Below are 20,228 nucleotides of genomic sequence, written 5' to 3'. Positions count from 1 at the left end.
CAGTATGAATAAAACATTACTCATTTTCTTTATTACAATTTGTTTCTCTTCTTATTCGCAGGATAAAACCGAAGTAAAAGATTTCTTCTGGGGAAAATCAGATACTTTTAAAACGGTAACTAAAACTCCGGACAAATGGAAAAATGAATCGGCAGTTATTATTTATAAATATGAACATTATGACTATCATAATTCTGGAGTAAAAGTAGTGTTTACAAGTGCTTACAGACAAAGACTAAAGCTTCAGGATGAGAATTCGGTTAAAGAATTTTCGGAATTCTCATTTAAAAATAAGTTTTATTCTTCAAGGGGATATAGCTATAAACAAGGAACAACATTTTTAGGAGTTAAAATTGTTAAACCAGACGGAAAAGAAATTGAGGTTGATGTAGATAAAGACGCAAAGAAGGTTGACGACCAGAAAAAAATAGCTATAAATGGTCTTGAAATAGGAGATATTATAGATTATTATTACTACTCTTATGAGCCATTTGCCAGCCTGACTCAGAATTTTGAGCCTGTTGAAAATACATTAGGAGATGTATATCCTATTATGAGCAGGAAAATGAAATTTTTAGTTGAAGAAGATTTCTATGTTAATTTTAATACTTACCATGGTGCACCTGAATTAAAAGAAGTTGAGTCTGGGAAAAAACATACTAAAGCATACGAATTAACGGCTCAAAATGTTGAAAAAGAAGAGTTTCCTAGATGGTTTTATCCGTTAGTTGAGCTGCCTTGTTATAAATTTCAGGTGTTTTTTGCAAAAAAATCAAGTGATGCTGTTCCGTATAATTCCCAGATATTTTTACCTAAAAAGAATGAATCTTTTAGAAAAACAGTCGATAAAGATGATATTTTCGATTATTATGAAAAGAAATTTCATGCTGTTTTTGATTTAGGAGAAACACTAAAGTTTTTGAAAGGAAAAACTTTTGAAAGTGAAGAAGAAAAAATAAAAGCAGTTTACTTATTTGCCAGACATCAGTATTACACACAATTTATTGAATCGGCAGTAATTAAAGAGGCAGATATTTTTAATTCGTATGCGATGTACAAGAATCCTGATTTCTTTTCAAACGAATGGTCTTTTATATCCTATTTTATGGCTTACATGAAAGAGTTTAAAATTGATTACAATATTGTATTGGCAACAGCCAGAAATAATGGTTCTCTGGATGAATTACTGATTCAAAAAAACCTGACTCCATTATTACGAATCAATACGCCAACTCCATTATATCTTGAATATTGTAACCCATTTACCACACCAGGAACGATTGATTACAATTTAGAAAATACCAAAGGTTACATAATGGATTTTGTCAGCAACAGGACTATTGCCAATGTAAAGGAAGTAGATTTGCCATCGACTACCGTTAAATATAATGTTACAAAAGTCGTTACGAATGTTTCTATGGATGCTGATTTGTCTAGTTTGAATGTTAAAAGAGCTTCAGAGTTTTACGGACATTTTAAAAGCGATGAACAAAAAGACAAATTGAAGTTTTATGATTACGTAGAAGAAGATTATCAAAAATACGGAACAGAAAGAGTTATAGATAAAGTAGGAAGTAAAAGCAAACGCGAACAATATAATAAAGAGTTTGATGCTTTGAAAAACAAACTAAAAGATATACAAAAAGAAGACGAGAAAAAATCTCTTTCGGGAGAGTTTGATTTTGAAATTGAAAATCCAACAATTAAAATTACAAATACCGGAAGATATGGCGATAATTCTCCAGTTTCATATGAGGAAGAATTTGTTATAAAGAATAATTTCATCAAAAAAGCAGGCGAAAATTATATTGTTGAAATTGGAAAAATGCTGACCAATCAACTTGAAATTGATAAAAAAGAAGCTGATAGAAAGAACAATGTATATATGCCATTTCCAAGAGCTTTTGAAAATGAAATTGTATTTGAAATTCCGGCAGGATATAAAATTTCAGGAATTGAAAAATTAAATAAAAATGTTCAAAATTCAACGGGAGAATTTAGCAGTACAGCTGTTTTAAAAGATAATAAGCTAGTAATTAAAACAGTGAAGAAATATAATAATTACTACGAGCCTAATGCAAATTGGAACAAAATAGTAGACTTTTTAGAAGCAGCTTACCAATTTACCCAAGAAAAAGTTTTGCTTAAAAAACAATAAGATTAACTTCTAAATCTTAAAATATTTGATGTTATAAATAAAAAACTCCGGTAATCAGCCGGAGTTTCAATCATCAATCAAAAAACGAACAGTCAATCAAACTGTTGTTTGCTTTAAAATTCCAAATCTAAAATTCCAAATTCCAATTGTTGGTTGGGATTTGGAATTTAAAAATATTGAAATTTAATATTGTTATCCTAGGTATGTTTTAAGGATTTTACTTCTTGAAGTATGTTTTAATCTACGGATTGCTTTTTCTTTAATCTGACGAACACGCTCACGAGTTAAGTCGAAAGTTTCTCCAATTTCCTCTAAAGTCATTGGGTGCTGATCGCCAAGACCAAAATACAAACGTACAACATCTGCCTCTCTTGGAGTCAATGTTTCTAACGAACGCTCGATTTCAGTACGTAATGATTCGTGAATTAACTCTCTGTCCGGGTTTGGAGATTCTCCAGAACGTAAAACGTCATAAAGGTTAGAATCTTCACCTTCAACAAGAGGTGCATCCATTGATAAGTGACGACCAGAGTTTTTCATAGACTCTTTTACGTCATTTACAGTCATGTCAAGTTCTTTTGCAATTTCTTCAGCAGAAGGCGGACGCTCATTAGACTGCTCTAATAACGCATACATTTTGTTGATTTTATTGATAGAACCAATTTTGTTTAATGGTAAACGAACAATACGTGATTGTTCTGCAAGAGCCTGAAGGATCGATTGACGAATCCACCATACGGCATAAGAAATGAATTTGAAACCACGAGTTTCATCAAAACGCTGTGCAGCTTTAATAAGACCTAAGTTTCCTTCATTAATTAAATCAGGAAGAGTTAATCCTTGATTTTGATATTGTTTAGCAACCGATACAACGAAACGTAGGTTGGCTTTTGTTAATTTTTCTAAAGCTCTTTGATCACCAGCCTTTATTCTTTGTGCTAATTCTACCTCTTCATCAGCGGTAATCAGGTCAACTTTTCCGATTTCTTGTAGATATTTATCTAACGATGCAGTTTCACGATTGGTTACCTGCTTGGTGATTTTAAGTTGTCTCATGTTATTTGTCTCCTCAATTTTTAAGTGTACAAGTGGTTATACGTAAGAAGTTTCAAAAAAGTTACAAATTGTATCAAAAATAATTTGTTTTTTTTCAAAAATCAAAAACCTGTCTGTAAATAGACAGGTTTTCAGTGAGTTATGATATTTTTTAAATTAAAAAAATCAATTAATTTGCTGTGGTATTTTGAACTTCAATAGTTTCTTTTACAGAAACCGGGATTCCGCTTTTAGTAAAACCTTCAAGTCTTATTTCAAAAGTACCCGAAAGATCAGAAGTGTAAAATGAAGTTTCAGAATCTTTATTTAACTGAACATCAGGATTCCAGAATAATTGATTTCTAAAATCAGGAATTCTTTGATTGTCAGCAGTGTTTTCGTATTTTACTTTATTGTATATCTTTTTTGGCTGTGGTCTTAAAATAGTTGGTTTTATGATTGAAGAACCTGTTTGTGTACTTTTGAAATCTCTGTCAAAAGTTGTAAAACTGATCAAACCATTAAATGATTTTGAACCAACATAATATCTTCCCACAATAACTTCAATCTTGTATACATTTTTCATATTATAGGTTACAAGATCAGTTTGGTTTTCTAAATATTGTCCGTCAACCAAAACAAGTGCTGATTCAGGAAACTGCGGAAAAACACTTGGGTCATTAACATGCAGATAAAGTTTGTCATCTTTTTGTTTAGAATAAATTTCGACTGCGACTTCGGTTATAGTTTCTTTTAAAGTTTTAAATCTTGTATAATCATCCAGAATATATTCTTTTGCTATTGGATAAAAGAAAGATTCTGATGTTGGCGCTTTCTCGATATTGTCTACTTTTTTATGATAATAAGCATTTTCAACCTGACTCGAAATGGATCTTTCTAAAAGACTTTCTTTAAATGTGTAAGATAATTTCGAATCCTTCTCAAAAGATACCTGAGCATAATCAATTTCAGGTGCATTATTTACAGCGACATCATAATTACCTGCTTTTTCATCAATAATTTGAATAACAATATTAGAGGTATAGAATGTTTTATTTACGTTAAAAATAAAGTTTCCGTTTTGGTCCGTTTTTACCACTTCAAAAGCAAATGATTTTCCCGGAATAGATAATCCTACTGAAATGTTATCGACTTTGTCACTATTATTTTTTGCAGAGATTTTTCCTGAAATAATTTCACCTCTAAGCTCTGGTAAAATTACTTTTTGATCCTGTTTTTGCGAGTCCAACACAACCGGATAAGATGGATTTGCTGCAAATTTTACAGCCGAAACCTGATTTTGAGTTGGAATGTTATCTAATTTTCGAACTGAAAGAGAATACGTTCCATCTTCAAAATTTTTATTTAAAGACTGAATCTTCAAATCAACAAATTCGCGGTTTGTAAATGTTTTTTTATTCAGTTTAATTGAAACATTTTCATTCGTTAAATTTTCGTCAGAAGTATTTGAACTATTAGCTAAAATATTTGCGGCAACAGTTTTCTCGTCAACTTTATACGGATTGACAATATTAATGTTTAATTGAAATAACTCAGAAAACGGTTTGTTCAGCATCCAGTTTGTGTAGCCAATTAGTTTATAACTTCCTGTTTTTAAAGTTGTCGGGATGAAATAATCGCCCTGACCGCTTGCGTTTTCTAAAGAAATTTTTGTTTTAAAAACAGACTTTTTACTATCGTCAACCAATTCTACATAAGCAACTTTACTAATATTGCCTGGCGTTTTATCAGATGATTTTAAACAGTAGATTTTGTACAGCAAAGTTTCACCAGAAACAAGTGTTGTTGCATTTGTATGAATGAAAACAGTTTCATCTACTGCGATAGTTTGTTGTGCGCTGCTTAATTGTGTATTAATTAATACAAACAATAAAAATATGTGTTTTAGTCTATCCAAAATGAAGGTTTTACGTTAGATGAAAATGATGTACAGTCTCCGCATACGACGTCGACTAAGGTGTAGTTTATTCCGGCATTGGCGAGATAGGTCATTAGGTTTTTTTCAACATTATAAATCATATCGTCTCCGTTGCAGCCTTCTTCTCCGCCAAAACAGAACTTAAAAGGAATGTTATCGCAGGGATTAAAATAGGGAGCTGGTTGTCCCGGGAACATATCATTATAATTAAAAAAAATTCTTTGTTCTGAAACAGAAGTTACATCAAAAAAACCAATAACTTTTGTGTTAGAATCGCTGATGCATTTTATGTTTCCAGAAAGTACTCCGGGTTGTTTAGGAGATAAAACAGTACCTGAGCCTGCTATATCTCTCATTGTTCTATGAAAATTGTAGGCTGCTAAATTTTCGACGTATTGTCTAACTAAAATACTGTATCGATGTCCGATGATATAGTTTTCTTCCTCAATAAAACGTATTGGTAAGTTTACGCGATCTTCGGTAAGGTCATTTGTGCTTAATAAAATAATATCGGTAGATTTTTTTGTTGAGTAACAAGTTTTGGTATTAGCCGAATTAGGAATAAGCGCTACAGATTCTGGACCGGTGACTGTTAATTTGGATAATGACCATTTTGGCGCTATAATTTTATAGCTTTCCTCATATTCAAAACGATAATATTTTGAAGTTCTGGCAGGATCATAACTATTAACGTTGATTTGAACACCAACTTGATTGTCTTTGTTTGTTATAACCGACGGAACTATACTTTCAATTTGATTTACTGCTGGAAGTATTTCAGGACTTGATTCATATACTTTTCCGTCTGTGGTTTTAATTTCTAAAGTATATTGTCTGTTTGGTAAAATCTGAAATGGGGTTTGCGAAACATAAACTCCAGCGTTTTCTTCAAATAAATAAGAATTGTTTTGATTGTCTTTAACGATTACTTCTGCACCTTTTTCTACCTGAATCGATTTGTCTTCAAATTTAGAAGTTTTCGTTATTTTAATTTCCTGATTTTTAAGTTCGTTGGTCAATGTAGCTTCTACTACAATAGCTTCTTCGTAAGTGTTTGTAAGTAACGGATAAGTTTCAGTACAGCCATTTGCGAAAAAGCAAATAAGTAATAGGATTAATATTTTATTAAAAGGTATATTCATGGCTTTGTTTAAAATAGTTTTTTCTTGTTTTGATTTTGAAGAATCTATTTTTGTTTTTTAAAATTTATATTTTTTAATCTACCCAAAACGTTGGTTTTACATTTGATGCAATTGTGGTACAATCTCCGCATGGTGAATATACCCAATAATAAAATCTACCGTTTAAGTAATAAGTGATGTTGTTCATCTCTAAGTCGTCAAAATAACCGCCAGAATGTGTACAGGGATCTGGACTAAAAGGATAATTGGCATAGCAAAATTCCTGACAATCGGTATAAAATGGAGGCGGTGGTTCACCAGGAAATAAATCATTATAATTAAAATAAATTCTTTCAATTGATACTGATGCCACATCAAAATATCCAACAATTTTATCGTTTGGATTTTTTGCAGATTTTAAATTGCCTAATACAATTCCGGGTTGTGTTGGAGATAAAAGGCTTGCACTTCCGGATATTTTTTTTAGTGTGCTGTAATAGTTAAATGCTGCTAAACTTTCGACATATTGTTTTACCAGTACGCTGTATCGGGTTGTGATTATATAATCCTGATCGCTTATAAAACGGAGAAGGTAATCAACACGATCTTCTTTTAAATCAGTGGTATTTAATAAAAGCAGATTTGTACTTTTTTTATTTCCGTAACAAGTTTTTGTGTTAGGATCATTTTGACCAAAAGTAAGTCCTCCGTTTTGATTGATAAAAGCCTTAGTCGGAACCCATTTTGGGGCTACAACTTTATAGGTTTCTTCATATTCATATCTGTAATAATGTGATTTACTGGTAGGATCAAAACTGTTGACTCTAATACCGACTCCTCTTTTATCGTCTTTATCTTTTTCTACAGCCGCTTGAACGCTTTGCATTGGAGTTACTGTCGAAAGTGTTTCCGGAGATGACTCAAAAGATCTGCCGTCTTTTGTATTAATGTGCAATTGATACTGCGTTCCGGGTACGGCCTGAAATGCAACTGTTGATACATATTTATCAGATTGATCTTCAAAATCATATCTGTTTCCTGAGTTGTCTGTTATGTAAACCTCCGCGCCGCTCTCTGTCAGATAGTTTTCATCTTCAAATTTGGCACTTTTAGTAAGTTTAATTTCCTGATTTTTCAATTCATTTGTTATCGTTGCTTCTACCACTAAAGCTTCTTCATAAGTATTCGTTAATAACGGATACGTTTCTGTACAGCTATTCAAAATAAAAGCTGAACAGAGAAAAAGAACACTATATAGTTTATAATTTTTCATTATTAAAATTTAAAATTATAAGTAATACTAGGAACAGGAATTGAGAAAATAGACGTTTTATATCCTTTTACTTTTCCGTTTTGATCTGTTACAAAATAAATTGAATATGGATTATTTCTTCCTAAAACATTGTAAACTGAAATGTTCCAGAAACTATGGGCTAACTTTTTAATTTTATGATTTCCTTCAATATTAAGACCGATGTCTAAACGGATATAATCCGGAATTCTGTAAGCATTTCTGTCGCTATACAGTGTATATTGTGAATTTCCATATTGAAATGTTCCAATTGGATATGTAATTGGTCTTCCGGTTTGATATAAGAAATTAGAAGATATACTATAACGTTTTGTAAATCTATAATTTAAAATCGCACTTAAATCATGAGGTTTGTCAAAATTTGCAGGGAAAAAGTTGCCGTTGTTTACAATTTCTGAACTAAACTGACTGTCAAGCTTTATTAAAGTACGAGAATAAGTATAACCAATCCATCCGTTTAATCTTCCGGTTGATTTCTTCAATAATAATTCAACTCCATAAGCTTTTCCTTCACCCTGTAATAATTCAGTTTCAACATTTTGATTCAATAAAAGCTGCGCTCCAACTTTATAATCTAAAATATTTTTAGATTTTTTGTAGTATCCTTCAAGACTTACTTCGTATTCTTCGTCATTTAATGTTTTAAAAAGACCTAACGAAACTTGTTGTGCCGTTTGAGGTTTTACATTAGAATCAGATAATTTCCAGGTATCTGTTGGAGATTGTGTAACGTTACTTGATAAAAGGTGAATGTACTGGCGTGTAACATCATAACCTGCCTTTATAGATAAATCTTCAGTAATAAAATAACGTGCGGCTAAACGAGGTTCAAATCCGCCATAGGTTTTTATCACTTCATTTTTTTTATAATGAGTTGTTCCCGTTACTGTTTCGTCACTCAAGGGCAAACCAGGCTGATAGCTATTTACATTAGCTTCCCCTAAAGAAGCATAATAAGAATATCTTAATCCTAAATCAACTAATAATTTATCATTAACCTTATAACTATCGGCTAAATAAAGAGCAGATTCCAGCGCCCTTTCTTTTTCGATATCTGTCGAAATTAAAGTAGCCTCAGGCTTTTTCGGATGCTGATACCCTGGCGAAATATTGTATAATTTACTGGCGATACCGTAAGATAAAGTATGTTTTGGATTAAGCTGGTAATTCAATTTTAACTGCAATTGAGATTCGTTCACTTTATATCCAAAATCAAATGCATTAATATCACTTGAATCGTAGTCAATATTGAATTTATATTCACTGTTTGTAAAAATTAAAGCCCCTTTGCTCTTTTTACTGAAAGTGTGATCCCATTTTAAAGAAGCAAGTCTGTTGCTGTATTTATAAATAGAATCTGAACTTAAACTAAAGCGGTCATGGCTGTAATAAGCAGTTGCTTCAATGTTATTATTAGCATTGATTTGATTGTTGTATTTAAGAATTCCATCATAAAATCCGGCCTGACTATTCTTTAAATTTTCATCATCAAGAGATTTTAAAATCCAATCTGAGTATGTTGCTCGTCCTCCAAAAATAATACTTGATTTATTTTTCTCGATTGGCATACTTAGCGTAAGATTCGAAGTAATTGGACCAATGGCTCCTTCACCTGAAAATTTCTCAGGGTTTCCATTTTTTGTTGTAATATCAAATACAGATGATAATCTTCCTCCAAAATCTGCCGGAATGCTTCCTTTATAAATATCTGCTTTCTTTGCTGTATAAGGGTTTATGGCCGAGAAAAAACCTAAAAAGTGCTGCGGATTATATAAAACAGCATTATCTAAAAGAATAAGGTTTTGGTCGTCTTTTCCGCCTCGAACATTAAATCCTGCAGATCCTTCTCCGGTAGTTTTAATACCAGGAAATGTTGTAGCAACTTTTAATATATCTCTTTCTCCAAGAATCAAAGGAACGTTTTTAATTCCTTCAATGTCAATAGAAACTAATCCTGAAACAGTTGTTTCTGTTTGTTTTTGACCTTTCTTTTTAATTACAACTTCATCTAATTGATTTGATCTTTCATTGATGCCAATGTCAAATTTTCCGTCATCATAAACCATTAAAGTTCTCACAACCTCTTTATGGCTAAGAGATTTTACTTCAATAACGTTTATTCCGCGTGGAAGGATTAAACTATAATTTCCGTCAAGATCAGTAGAAGTATTGATGTTTTTTCCTCTTACTTTAATGTAAATATTAGGTTCAGCTTTTCCGGTTTCGTCATTTCTTACGGTACCAGAAACGGTAAAATTTCTTTTAACAGAATCTTTATTTTCTTTTCCGATGAAAACTATTGAAGCTTTTTTAGTTACGCTGTAGCTGTTTAAAGAATCATACTGCTGATGAAATACTGGATTGTCTGAATTATCATTTCCATTATTTTGATTCGTTTCGACTGGAGCATCGCTAAAATAATTCGACGGTAAGGTATCGTGAATTGTACTGTTAAGTGTTAGAATTACTTTGTTTTTAAGAACAATATAATTCAAATCAGTTTTGCTTAAAATCGAATTAAGTACATCGTCGATTTTTGCATCAGTATAAACTCCCGAAATTAATTCTTTGTTAGCATTAACCCAGGTTGGATCAAAATAGAATTTATAAGATGTTGCTACTTCAATACGTTTGATTGCATTTTCTAAAGTTTCATCTTTAAAAGTAATCGAGAATTTCTCATTAGAATTTTGTGCAACAGACAACTGAAATGAGAATAAAATAATAAAGGCGAGTAAAATTTTTTTCATTGTCTTATTTGGTTTGAATTGAAAGAGAATTAGAAATGTATTTCATCAAATTTTTCATGAATTGATTTAAATCAGATTTTTGAAGTTCTCTATTCATTAAATAAAACCCATTAATTTGTTTTTTTTGATCTGGAAACAGCTTTATAATATCGCTCTTTCCCTTTATTGAATAAATATTGTTTTTAAGATCAACAAAAAATAAATTATTTTCTTTAAAACTATAGGATATTCCATTCTCAGAAACTGTTTTTTGAATGTCTTTATGATGTTTGATATATAATGTAAAAGCCTCGGCAACTTTACTTTCTTCATAATAACCAGAAGTAAATTCCGGAACAGTCTGGACTTTTTTGTCTATTTTGACAAAATTTTTATCCAAAATTGAAAAAGCTTCAACTTTACTTTGGTTAAGGTTTATTCCAATGTTTTCAGATTCTCCATATGGATTTAAAACTAAAATATCTCTGTAAATGTCATATTTAAGTTTTACTTCAAAGTATTTTTGACCATCATAGTCAATTTTTCCAATTTCATATTTGTTGATTAAATATAAATGGTTGTCTCCAATAGATCTGTATGGATTAATGTGTGGTACCCCGTTGTTTAGGTCAAGATTATCTTTGCCAACCGTCTTGTCAAACCAGTTGTATACATTCACGTCGTTATTTGTTTGACTGTGAATGCTATAAATATTTAAGAATAATCCAAATAAAATGAGGAAAGCGGACTTTTTTTGATAATTTTTCAAAGGATTCAGTGGATTTTAGTGATTTGTTTTGGGGGTTTTCAAATTTATTAAAAAAAGGTTATAAACAAAACGTATATCTGTTAAAATGTGATAAAATCTTATTTTTTAAACAACAAAAACCCTAAATCATAATAACGATTTAGGGTTTTTTAACGAATAATTTGATTGAGTTAGAATTATGTATTTAAGTTTAATCGTAGAAATCATCAGTGTTATCAAGGATTTCGTCGAATATTTTTTTTAATGATCTTATATAAACTGGAAACGCAATGGCCAGTAAGATATATTCTAATCTTAAAACGGTAACATCGTCTAAAATTCTATATAAGCAGGGAATAATTACAGCCAAGGATACAACAACCCCAACCCACGGATTGTTTTTTATTTTTTTTATAGTTGGCAAAAGTTTCATTTCAGGTTGTCTCGTTAATGCTATCTTCATCTATCTCTATTTTGATTTAGGTGGGATAAAAGTAATTTTGATCTCAATTTATAAGTGTGAAAATGTCACGAAATGCTTTTTCTATGTCATGAACGCCATGAAATGTTTATTATGTAGGAATCTTTTCTTTGAAATAAGCATAAAAAAATCCTCAATTAAAGAGGATTGGTTTTGAATTTGAGATATTTACTAAGATAAAATATTCATTTTTTTTATAAAATCTTTGTAGGTGTCACTCAGGTTTATTTTATGATTTCCTTTTAAAATAATAAGGTTATCTGCCAGGATAATTTCTTCTATTTTATCCGTATTTACAATTGTATTGCGATGCGTTTTTATAAATTTATTTTTGTCTAATAAATCGCTGATTTTAGTCAATGAAATTAGAATTACAAATTTTTCTTTTTCGGTTATAATATTGCAGTAACGCTCTTCAACTTCAATGTAAAGAATGTCTTCAAGAGATACTTTTTTTAAGGAATTTTTCTTTTTAATAAATAAAGAATCATTACTGATTACGGTATTTTGTTCTTCGCTAAAAAAGACATTTGTCTGCTCATAAAATTTCTCGACAGCCATTTCTAAGGCATACAAAATTTCAAGTTCATTAAACGGTTTCATTAAAAAACTGAAAGGCCTTGTGAGTTTTGCCCTTTCAAAAACCTGACGATCCTGAGAGCTTGTTAAAAACACAAATGGTTTCGATGCGTGCGGAATTATATTGATAGATTCTGCAAAAGTTATTCCGTCTGGTTTTCCATCCAGGAAAACATCAATTATAATTATATCAACGGGTTTTTCATAAAAAAGTTTTAGTGCTTCTGTGTAATTTACGGCAACTCCGGCAACATTATAATTGTTTTTCTCTAATACTTTTACAAGTTCATCACTCTGCTCTAAAGTATCTTCTATAATTAAAACATTAATATTATCCATTTCATTTAGTTTTTGGGAATGTTAATATCATTTTAGTCCCTTTATTGAGTTCGCTTTCTATTTCAAACGTTCCCGAATTTTTCTTGATCATTTGCTTACATAATTGTAAACCCAAACCAGTTCCTATAATTTCTGAATTGCCTTTTTTAGCTAATAATTCTCCTTCATAAAGCAATTCTTTAATAGTGTTTTCATTCATTCCAATTCCGGTATCCTGAATTATAACCTGACAAAAATCAGAATCTGGTTCATTTGCCGAAAATGTAATTTGTCCATTCTCATTAGAAAATTTAATAGCATTGTCCAGTAAATTTCTAAATACAATTTTTAGAGAATCAAGATCAACAAACAGGAATATATTTTTTGAAACCGAATTCTCGAACGTTATTGATTTCTCTAATAATAAGGGCTTATAATTATATTCGATTTGCTGTATTACGGAGTATAAATGAATTGATTCTTTATTAAAATACAATTGTTTAGTCTGTAATAATGCCCAGTGTAATAAATTATCTAACAAGCTGTAAGTACCGTTTGCAATACTGCTGTTTTGAATAATTAAATGATTTAATTCGTCGTAATTTTTAGTTTCAAGCGTGGCAGATAATTTAGAATTACTGTTTTTTAAAGCATTTACAGATGAACGCAGATCATGGCTTACAATAGAGAAAAGTTGATCTTTTGTGGCATTGAGTTCGTCGAGTTTGTTTTTTTGACGTAAAATGGTTTTGCCATTTTTTACTTTTTGTGCATATAAATAAACACCGCCCGTTAAAATCAATAATAAACCAATTGAGGAGAAAAATAAGGTATTACGCTGTGTGTTTTTTAATTTATTTTCGACCTCAAGAACTTTTATTTGTTTTTGTTTTTGAGCCACAGCGAATTTTTTCTCAAAATCAGCAACTGCCCAAATTTTATTTTGGTTGTTTAAGGAATCTTTCCATTGTTCAGATTCTTTTCTATAAACTAATGCTTCTTTGAAATTGCCTCTGTTTTCTTCTACAATGGCCATATTTCTTGAAGCAATTTCTTTTTTATTATAATTTTTTATTTTTTTTGATAAGTCATATGCCTTTTTAAAATAAGGAATGGCTAAATTATCCTTGTATTGTTCATAATATAAATTGGCCAAATTAATGTAAGAAGAACAAATTCTATCATTATTCTGAGTTTTTGCAGTTAAACTTAAGTTTTTTAGTAAATAATCTTCTGCTTCATCTAACTGTTTCAGGTATATATATGAAGAACCAATTCCTGTATAAATATCTGCTAAGTAGTTGTCTTCGTTTAATTTAATAAATTGCTTTTCAGATAATCTGAAGTAAAAAAGAGCTCTTTGAAATTGCTTAGATTCTAGAAACGAAGCGCCTAAAGTAAAGTTTTTGATTGGCGTAAGTACAAATTTTTCTGAAACCAGGAAAAATTCTTTTTGTGCTTCTTTATAAAGTTTTTTATGAAAAAAACTAACACCTCTAAAATAATGACAATAATCAGACATTACTTTATGATTATTGTTATTCAATTGTTTCATTGAATATACTAATGTAGAGTCCCAATCTTCTTTAAGATAAAAAGATTGGGCCTTTACAAAATTTATTTTTCCTTTATATGTTATTGCTCCTTGTTGAATTTCTTTTTTTTCAAATTCGAAAAACTTTTTTTCCTGAGAAAATAGAAAATTTAAGTTTGTTACAAATAATAGTATTACAATATAAAAGATTTTACTTTTCATATTTAAGGAATAACAGTAGATGTACCTCTAGAAGTTTCAGGGTCAAGATCTCTTAAATAAGATATGATTTTTGTAACATTTTGAACGGTGTCTGAAGTATATTCTATCTCTACGTACCAAACATCATAAGTTTCTGGTGATTTATCATCATAATCATAGTCAAAATAGATTTCGATCAATCCATCATTCTCTGTAAATATTCCTACACTAGGATTTTGCGAATCCTTAGAATTAATGTATAAAGTAGCGTTAATTTTTAATTTTCGTACCCCATGTTGTACAAAAAGTCTTGCAGAAACTAAGGGAGGAACTGGGTATGTAAGGCTTTCAGGATCTAAAAATCTAAAATCTACGGTATTAATCTTCGTGTTTTGAATCACAAAATATTCTGTGGTTTCCATAATTAGGTTTTAAGGGTTAATAATTTTATTTTTGGTGGGTTAAAGATATTTTATTTCTTTAAGAAAATATAAGCATTGTCGTGTTTTTTTTGTTAAATTATTTATTTATTGCCGTTCGTCGATAATAAATATTATAATTTGCTTTAGAAAGAAAAAAAAGCAGCCGAAAAAAAATGAATTGGGTTTGTTGCGGAAAAGGCTTATTATTTTAGAAAAGTAAGTCAACCTGCGAATTAATTTTTTCGAGATAATAATCTATTTTTCGAATGGCACGATTAAAGAAAAGGTTTTGCTCTTTAATACCAGATTGCCCTAAAGCTATTGAGTTGCTAATTTGCTGTTTAAAAAACTGATGCACATTTTTACAGCTGTCTTCATTGTCTGTAATAAAATAACCTAAGAGAGTGTAAGGAACAAACATAGTTAGTTTTTCTTCCGTTTCTATGAGCATGTTATTGTTTAATAATATCAGTTCATTATAATAAAGGGCAAAGTTGTTATTTGAGTCATTGCATTTTGCCTGTATTAAACTTATTATTCTCTTTAAGTCCTTACAAAGAGCATTAGCATTTTTTAAATTTAGCAAGCCGGCTTCATAAAAATAGAGAATCTGCTGCAAACTGCTGTTTATAGTGGTATCGTTCCAAATTTCATTTACCGTCGTATTCTCATATGCTTTTTTTAAGGTCTGCATATATTCAGTAAAAGATTCTTCAATCACAAAATTTTCAAAAGATACTTTTTTCTGGTTTGTATTTAAAAGATTCAGCCAAACAAAAGCCTTGAATTTTGACAAAATCGTTCCGTCCATAAAATAGAATAACGGAATATCCTTGGCCGAATAATAAAGTTTTGTTTTTGGGTTTTTTGTCAGTATTTCAACCTGTTGTGCTGATGCTTTAAAATATTGGAGCATATCTTTTAAGGATTCGATCTCAATAGTTTTTTCTACAATGACTTTTTCTTTTTGTGAAAATAAATTATCCAATGAAATATTAAAATGATTCGCCAGTTTGATGGTTTCGTCAATAGAAAATTTACTTTTTTGAGATATCCTTCGATGCGACGCATCATAACTGATTTCCAAGATAGAAGCAATCTCATCTATCAAAGAATTTGACTTGGAAATTTTACTTCTAATAGCTTTTAAAAATGATTCCTGATGTTTCATAATTTGCGATAATCACAAATATACTAAAATATTTTATTGTTTTACGCAAACCGATATGTGATAAATGCAATAGGTTTGTCCTGTAATTTTAAAAAGAAATAGTATGAAAATTATAAATCAAATTATGAGCGCCAATTCTTTTGGCCGTTTTCACAGAATACAATTTATAGGTCTTTTCTTGTTCACTGGCTTTTGTTTTGGACAAGATGCTTCGTCAAAAGTCATGGATACCTTAGTTAATAATATTTCAGAAAGTCCTTCTCTAGAATTTGATGGAAAAGATATTGATCTGCATTATTTCAGATGGAAATCTAATAATAATTTAAGGAATGACAGTATAAAGATTTTTAGTCTGTCTCCAATATCCAGAAGAGTAAATAAAGTAAATGGTTTTGCTCTTGGAGTAGGTCATTATGAGAATGAAAAAATTAAACTTCAAACAATTAATGGATTAAATATTGAAGCCAGTCCGCTGTCAGTGGCTTTATTTACAATTTCAATTAATGTTCCTTTTGAGTCTTTTTTAGTTGGAATTAATGATAATGTTATAAGTAACGTAGCTTTTTTTGATGATCATAAAGATACTTATATTAAGGTAAATGGTTTGAATATTAGTTCGGGAGGATTTACGGGAGGTGCAGAATTAAGAGGAATAAATATTTCGATAATTTCTGGAATGAATAAAATGAATGGATTCTCTGTTGGAGGAATATTAAATACAAAGAGCTTTTCTGGTGTAAGTATTTCGGGTTTAGCTAATATTTCTGATTCAGGAAATGGAATTCAAATTGGGTCGTCAAATGTTTCCAGACGACATAACGGAATTCAGATTGGATTATTTAATAATTCGAAAGAATTGAGAGGAATGCAATTTGGTCTTTGGAACACAAACGGAAAACGTAAGCTTCCTTTTTTTAACTGGCAGTTTAAGAAATAAAAAATAAAACAAATGAAAAATATACCAATTTCGCTTATTGCTTTCAGGCTTTTATTAGGGCCAATTTTAATAATGCTGACTTATAATTTTGGAACCGAAATTAGAAAGGAACTTGTTGTTTTAATCTTTTTAGGACTATTGTCTGATATTTTTGATGGCATTATTGCACGCCGGCTAGGAACTTCCTCAGAAAAACTCCGAAGAATGGACAGTCAGACAGATTTAGTTTTTTGGTTATGCGTTGCCTGGTGTTCATGGATATTAAACCCCGAAATAATAATAGAAAATGCATTCCCTATTGCTTTGATTTTTATAATGGAAGCATTGACGTATGTTTTCAGCTTTATGAAATTTGGCAAAGAAACCTGTACACATGCGTTTCTTTCTAAATTATGGGGAATAACGTTGTTACTTGCTTTTGTTGGAATGATTGGTTTTGGATATTCCGGAATTACTTTTTCTTTAGCAATTATTTTTGGAATTGTCGGTCATATAGATGTTTTGCTTATCATCTTAATTCTTCCAAAATGGACATTTGATGTTCCTAGCTGTTATCATGCCTATTTGATTCGGAATAATATTCCTTTTAAAAAGAATAAGCTTTTTAATTAAAAACGAAAAACCCCAATTCAATTAATGAATTGGGGTTTTAGCTAATAATTTTTGCTAAGCCAAATATTCTATTTTAAGAAATTTGATTTATTTATTCAATTTTGAATGTTTTATAAAAATGAATATAATTCCCTGTTTCGTTTACTCCTTCCAGCAGGATTTCATAATCCCCGGCAATATCAGACGTGTAAAAAGAGATCGCCATTTCGCTATTTTTAAATGCTATATTAGGTTTCCAGAGTAATTGATATCTATAATCAGGAACTCGGTTTAGGGTATTAGATATTTCATATTTTGGCTCAAAATAAACTTTTGAAGGTTCAGGTCTCAAAATTATCGTTTTCAAAATATTTTTATCCGTATAAATACTCGCAAAATCGTTATTTTTTGTAATGATACTAACAATTCCGTTGAATATTTTGGGGCCATAACAATATGGTCTGTCCACAACGCTAATACTTTGAATTTGATAAGCATTGTAATTAAGTAGTGCATTTATGTCCTGAATTTGCAGCCCATCAACCAAAACCAGACACGGTTCAGGAGATTGAGTTATATTAAATCTGGAATTTCTTAAATACAGTGAAGGAACTTGATTATAATCTTTAAAATTAAGTTCGGTAACAATTTCTATTATGGTTTCTTTAAATGTTCTAAATCTTTCAAAACTATCCAGATTATAATTTTTCTCGGTAGGCTCAAAAAATAAATCGGTATTAACAGCATCAATAAGGCTGTCTTTTTTTTGTGAAAAATAAACGTTTTCTACCTGAGTTGCCAATGAGCGCTCTTGAATCGCTTTTAAATTTTTAGGAGAAATAGCTGTTTTATTAGAAAAAATTAAATTTGATAAATCCGGACTAGGTGTTTTATCTACTGTAATAGCATAATTTTCTCTATCAGATTCAGATAATTGCAAATAACAGTTTGATGCACTGGTTTGTTTATCTATTAAAAAAGTAAATTTTCCGCTGCTGTCTGTTTTAGTTGTTTTGAAAATGAAATTTTTTCCCGGAATCGATAGCGTAACTATTTTAGAGTTTAAGTTAGCGTTTGCAGCTTTTGAAGTTATATACCCCGTTATAATTTCGCCTCTTGTTTCTGGAAGTGCTTTTATATCTTGTTTTAAATGAATATCAGTATTAATAATTTCATTATTTGAGTTTGTAGGTATAAAATCTTTTTTTCTGATATTTAAAAAATAATTTCCTTTATCCAGTGTTTTTGGTATTACAAGTGTGGCTTTTTCTCTTTTAAAATATTTCTCTTTGTCAAGGTTTAAAACAATTCCCTCAGATGTGTTTTTATAAACTTCAGGTTTTTTAGATGTACTATCAATAATCATATTGATATGTTCTTCAAACGGATTTATAACGGTAAAATCCTTTTCAAAAAAGTTATTTTGGCTATTGTTCAACATCCAGCTCGTATAAGCAATAAGTTTATAATTTCCTGTTGTTAATGTTGTTGGAATAAAATAATCACCAGATCCAGTTCCGTTTTTTAAACTAATTTTAGTTTTAAATATGCTTTCTTTACGATTGTTAATTACTTCTAAATACGCCACTTCACTTATATCAGAAAATACGGTTGTTTTGTTTAAACAGTATAATTGGTAATATAGTGTTTCGCCGGTTAAGACTACCGAGGTATTGGTTTTAACTAATAATGATTCTGTACCCAAAACAGTATTATTTTGAGCACTACCTTTATAAGTGAAATTTACTAATAACAGCAGAAAAGCTAATTTTATATTTAATTTTCCCAAAATGAAGGTATTACGTTAGAAGAAAATGATGTACAATCTCCGCATTCTTTTTCAACCATATAAAATCCCGAAGGACCAAACCCAGGACCATCGCCAATATAATCATGTGTTTTAATCAAGTCATAATTGTCCTTTTCGATCTCATAAAAATAGAAGAGTCTGGCATTGCAGGTTGTAAAATACTCGGTTGGTTTTTCGGAAGGAAAAAAATCTTTGAAGCTAAAAAAGATTCTTTTTTTGGTCACGGATGCAACTTCAAAATAGCCCACAACTTTTTCATGTGAATCTGTTGTTGATTTTATGTTTCCAACAACATATCCGGGCTGATTTGGAGATAATATTTCTCCTGAATCAATCATTTTTTTAGATGTATAATAATAATCATAAGCACCTTGACTTTGCGTGTATTGAGAAACTATTATGCTATAACGATTTGTTAGCATATAATCTGTGTCGGCAATAAAACGAAGAGGATATTTTACGCGATCTTCACTCAAATCTGTCGTATTGGTTTGTTTGATTCCTGTAGAGTGTTTGGTAGTATAACAAACCTGGATATTTTCTTGAACAGGAACTTTTACGTAGCTGTAATGGCCGTTTTGCTGTACTAATTTAATACGAGTTTCAATAGGATGCGGAGTTATTATTTTATAAGTTTCTTCATATTCATAGCGATAATATTTAGATGTATTTGTTGGGTCAAAACTCTTAACATTTACCTGAACACCTCTAACGCCATCTTTTTCTGCAGTTGTTGCTTCAAGATCAATAGTATTTGGCGTAGTTAAAACTTCTGGTGAAGAAACATATGATTTTCCAGATTTAGTTGTTATTTTTAATTGATAGTTTTTATTTGGTTCTACTTTAAATTCATTTTCAGAAATGTATTTTCCATTTTTTTCGCTAAACTGAAATACATTGTTATCGCTGTCAACAACAGTAACATTAGCTCCAGCTTCGGGAATTTTTATGGTGTCGTTAAGAAGTCTCGTTCTTGAAATGTTTATTTCCTGATATTTTAATTCGTTTGTCAATGTGGCTTCAACAGTCATTGCATCTTCAAAATCTTGATTTTGATATACATATTGTTCCGTGCAGCCTGCCAGGATAACAGATGCAAAAAGGATCAATGTTGTTTTTTTGATTATTGATAAATTCATATT

The 20,228-nt window shown here is 30.4% G+C and carries 16 protein-coding genes; 3 read left to right on the top strand and 13 right to left on the bottom strand.

The genetic code is table 11. The features are described from left to right. Positions 1-4: 4 nt before the first annotated feature. A complete protein-coding gene (locus tag APR43_RS08275; protein ID WP_053470026.1) occupies positions 5-2,158 on the top strand; it encodes a DUF3857 domain-containing protein in 2,154 nt (717 codons plus the stop codon). A 192-nt stretch (positions 2,159-2,350) separates the two neighbouring features. On the opposite strand, the gene APR43_RS08270 is transcribed toward APR43_RS08275, so the two are convergent. The 11 genes from APR43_RS08270 to APR43_RS08220 all read right to left on the bottom strand — a co-directional run bounded on the left by APR43_RS08270 (position 2,351) and on the right by APR43_RS08220 (position 15,748). Next, positions 2,351-3,214 (bottom strand): RNA polymerase sigma factor RpoD/SigA, encoded by an 864-nt coding sequence (locus APR43_RS08270; protein ID WP_007804760.1) that lies wholly within the window; start codon positions 3,212-3,214, stop codon positions 2,351-2,353. A 169-nt stretch (positions 3,215-3,383) separates the two neighbouring features. Then, positions 3,384-5,084, bottom strand: a complete 1,701-nt coding sequence (locus APR43_RS08265) for a hypothetical protein (RefSeq protein ID WP_240514940.1) — start codon at positions 5,082-5,084, stop codon at positions 3,384-3,386. A gap of 14 nt (positions 5,085-5,098) precedes the next feature. After that, entirely contained in the window at positions 5,099-6,274 is a 1,176-nt protein-coding gene (locus tag APR43_RS08260; protein ID WP_053470028.1) for a DUF4249 domain-containing protein, read from the bottom strand. Between the two features lie 73 nt (positions 6,275-6,347). Beyond that, positions 6,348-7,526, bottom strand: coding sequence for a DUF4249 domain-containing protein (locus APR43_RS08255; protein WP_053470029.1), 1,179 nt, complete (start codon positions 7,524-7,526; stop codon positions 6,348-6,350). Between the two features lie 2 nt (positions 7,527-7,528). After that, positions 7,529-10,315: a TonB-dependent receptor domain-containing protein gene (locus APR43_RS08250; RefSeq protein ID WP_053470030.1), complete on the bottom strand. Its 2,787-nt coding sequence runs from the start codon at positions 10,313-10,315 to the stop codon at positions 7,529-7,531. 4 nt (positions 10,316-10,319) lie between these two features. Beyond that, positions 10,320-10,973, bottom strand: coding sequence for a hypothetical protein (locus APR43_RS08245; RefSeq protein WP_240514939.1), 654 nt, complete (start codon positions 10,971-10,973; stop codon positions 10,320-10,322). 280 nt (positions 10,974-11,253) lie between these two features. Then, complete coding sequence (locus tag APR43_RS08240) at positions 11,254-11,505, bottom strand: hypothetical protein (RefSeq protein WP_053470032.1); 252 nt, start codon at positions 11,503-11,505, stop codon at positions 11,254-11,256. A 189-nt stretch (positions 11,506-11,694) separates the two neighbouring features. Beyond that, a complete protein-coding gene (locus APR43_RS08235) occupies positions 11,695-12,441 on the bottom strand; it encodes a LytR/AlgR family response regulator transcription factor (RefSeq protein ID WP_053470033.1) in 747 nt (248 codons plus the stop codon). Between the two features lies 1 nt (position 12,442). Beyond that, positions 12,443-14,176, bottom strand: a complete 1,734-nt coding sequence (locus APR43_RS08230; protein ID WP_053470034.1) for a tetratricopeptide repeat-containing sensor histidine kinase — start codon at positions 14,174-14,176, stop codon at positions 12,443-12,445. A gap of 2 nt (positions 14,177-14,178) precedes the next feature. Then, positions 14,179-14,577, bottom strand: a complete 399-nt coding sequence (locus tag APR43_RS08225) for a hypothetical protein (protein WP_053470035.1) — start codon at positions 14,575-14,577, stop codon at positions 14,179-14,181. Between the two features lie 208 nt (positions 14,578-14,785). Next, positions 14,786-15,748, bottom strand: a complete 963-nt coding sequence (locus APR43_RS08220) for a hypothetical protein (protein WP_053470036.1) — start codon at positions 15,746-15,748, stop codon at positions 14,786-14,788. A 103-nt stretch (positions 15,749-15,851) separates the two neighbouring features. On the opposite strand from APR43_RS08220, the gene APR43_RS08215 reads away from it, so the two are divergent. Together APR43_RS08215 and APR43_RS08210 are read left to right on the top strand one after the other, a co-directional pair. Beyond that, the gene (locus tag APR43_RS08215; RefSeq protein WP_053470037.1) at positions 15,852-16,685 is read left to right on the top strand and encodes an LA_2272 family surface repeat-containing protein; all 834 of its coding nucleotides are present in this window, start codon (positions 15,852-15,854) and stop codon (positions 16,683-16,685) included. Positions 16,686-16,697: 12 nt separating this feature from the next. Further along, positions 16,698-17,297 carry a CDP-alcohol phosphatidyltransferase family protein gene (locus APR43_RS08210; RefSeq protein WP_053470038.1) on the top strand — a complete coding sequence of 200 codons (600 nt, stop codon included), beginning with the start codon at positions 16,698-16,700 and terminating at the stop codon, positions 17,295-17,297. 91 nt (positions 17,298-17,388) lie between these two features. Here APR43_RS08210 and APR43_RS08205 read toward each other — a convergent pair whose 3' ends face one another. Together APR43_RS08205 and APR43_RS08200 are read right to left on the bottom strand one after the other, a co-directional pair. Continuing rightward, positions 17,389-19,065: a hypothetical protein gene (locus APR43_RS08205; RefSeq protein ID WP_053470039.1), complete on the bottom strand. Its 1,677-nt coding sequence runs from the start codon at positions 19,063-19,065 to the stop codon at positions 17,389-17,391. After that, a complete protein-coding gene (locus tag APR43_RS08200) occupies positions 19,053-20,225 on the bottom strand; it encodes a DUF4249 domain-containing protein (RefSeq protein WP_053470040.1) in 1,173 nt (390 codons plus the stop codon). Before APR43_RS08200 ends, APR43_RS08205 begins: the two co-directional genes overlap by 13 nt. Positions 20,226-20,228: the final 3 nt, after the last annotated feature.

It is taken from the genome of Flavobacterium sp. NLM, from assembly GCF_002210235.1.
Taxonomy (GTDB): Bacteria; Bacteroidota; Bacteroidia; order Flavobacteriales; family Flavobacteriaceae; genus Flavobacterium; species Flavobacterium panici.
The sequence above is the reverse complement of the archived record's forward strand: the minus strand, read 5'-3'. Positions and strand labels throughout refer to the sequence as shown.

What these genes read in the sequence shown, in the direction of transcription:
- APR43_RS08275 (WP_053470026.1), top strand. Translation starts at nt 5, where the DNA reads ATGAATAAAACATTACTCATTTTCTTTATTACAATTTGTTTCTCTTCT.
- APR43_RS08270 (WP_007804760.1), bottom strand. Translation starts at nt 3,214, where the DNA reads ATGAGACAACTTAAAATCACCAAGCAGGTAACCAATCGTGAAACTGCA.
- APR43_RS08260 (WP_053470028.1), bottom strand. Translation starts at nt 6,274, where the DNA reads ATGAATATACCTTTTAATAAAATATTAATCCTATTACTTATTTGCTTT.
- APR43_RS08255 (WP_053470029.1), bottom strand. Translation starts at nt 7,526, where the DNA reads ATGAAAAATTATAAACTATATAGTGTTCTTTTTCTCTGTTCAGCTTTT.
- APR43_RS08250 (WP_053470030.1), bottom strand. Translation starts at nt 10,315, where the DNA reads ATGAAAAAAATTTTACTCGCCTTTATTATTTTATTCTCATTTCAGTTG.
- APR43_RS08240 (WP_053470032.1), bottom strand. Translation starts at nt 11,505, where the DNA reads ATGAAGATAGCATTAACGAGACAACCTGAAATGAAACTTTTGCCAACT.
- APR43_RS08235 (WP_053470033.1), bottom strand. Translation starts at nt 12,441, where the DNA reads ATGGATAATATTAATGTTTTAATTATAGAAGATACTTTAGAGCAGAGT.
- APR43_RS08230 (WP_053470034.1), bottom strand. Translation starts at nt 14,176, where the DNA reads ATGAAAAGTAAAATCTTTTATATTGTAATACTATTATTTGTAACAAAC.
- APR43_RS08225 (WP_053470035.1), bottom strand. Translation starts at nt 14,577, where the DNA reads ATGGAAACCACAGAATATTTTGTGATTCAAAACACGAAGATTAATACC.
- APR43_RS08220 (WP_053470036.1), bottom strand. Translation starts at nt 15,748, where the DNA reads ATGAAACATCAGGAATCATTTTTAAAAGCTATTAGAAGTAAAATTTCC.
- APR43_RS08215 (WP_053470037.1), top strand. Translation starts at nt 15,852, where the DNA reads ATGAAAATTATAAATCAAATTATGAGCGCCAATTCTTTTGGCCGTTTT.
- APR43_RS08210 (WP_053470038.1), top strand. Translation starts at nt 16,698, where the DNA reads ATGAAAAATATACCAATTTCGCTTATTGCTTTCAGGCTTTTATTAGGG.
- APR43_RS08200 (WP_053470040.1), bottom strand. Translation starts at nt 20,225, where the DNA reads ATGAATTTATCAATAATCAAAAAAACAACATTGATCCTTTTTGCATCT.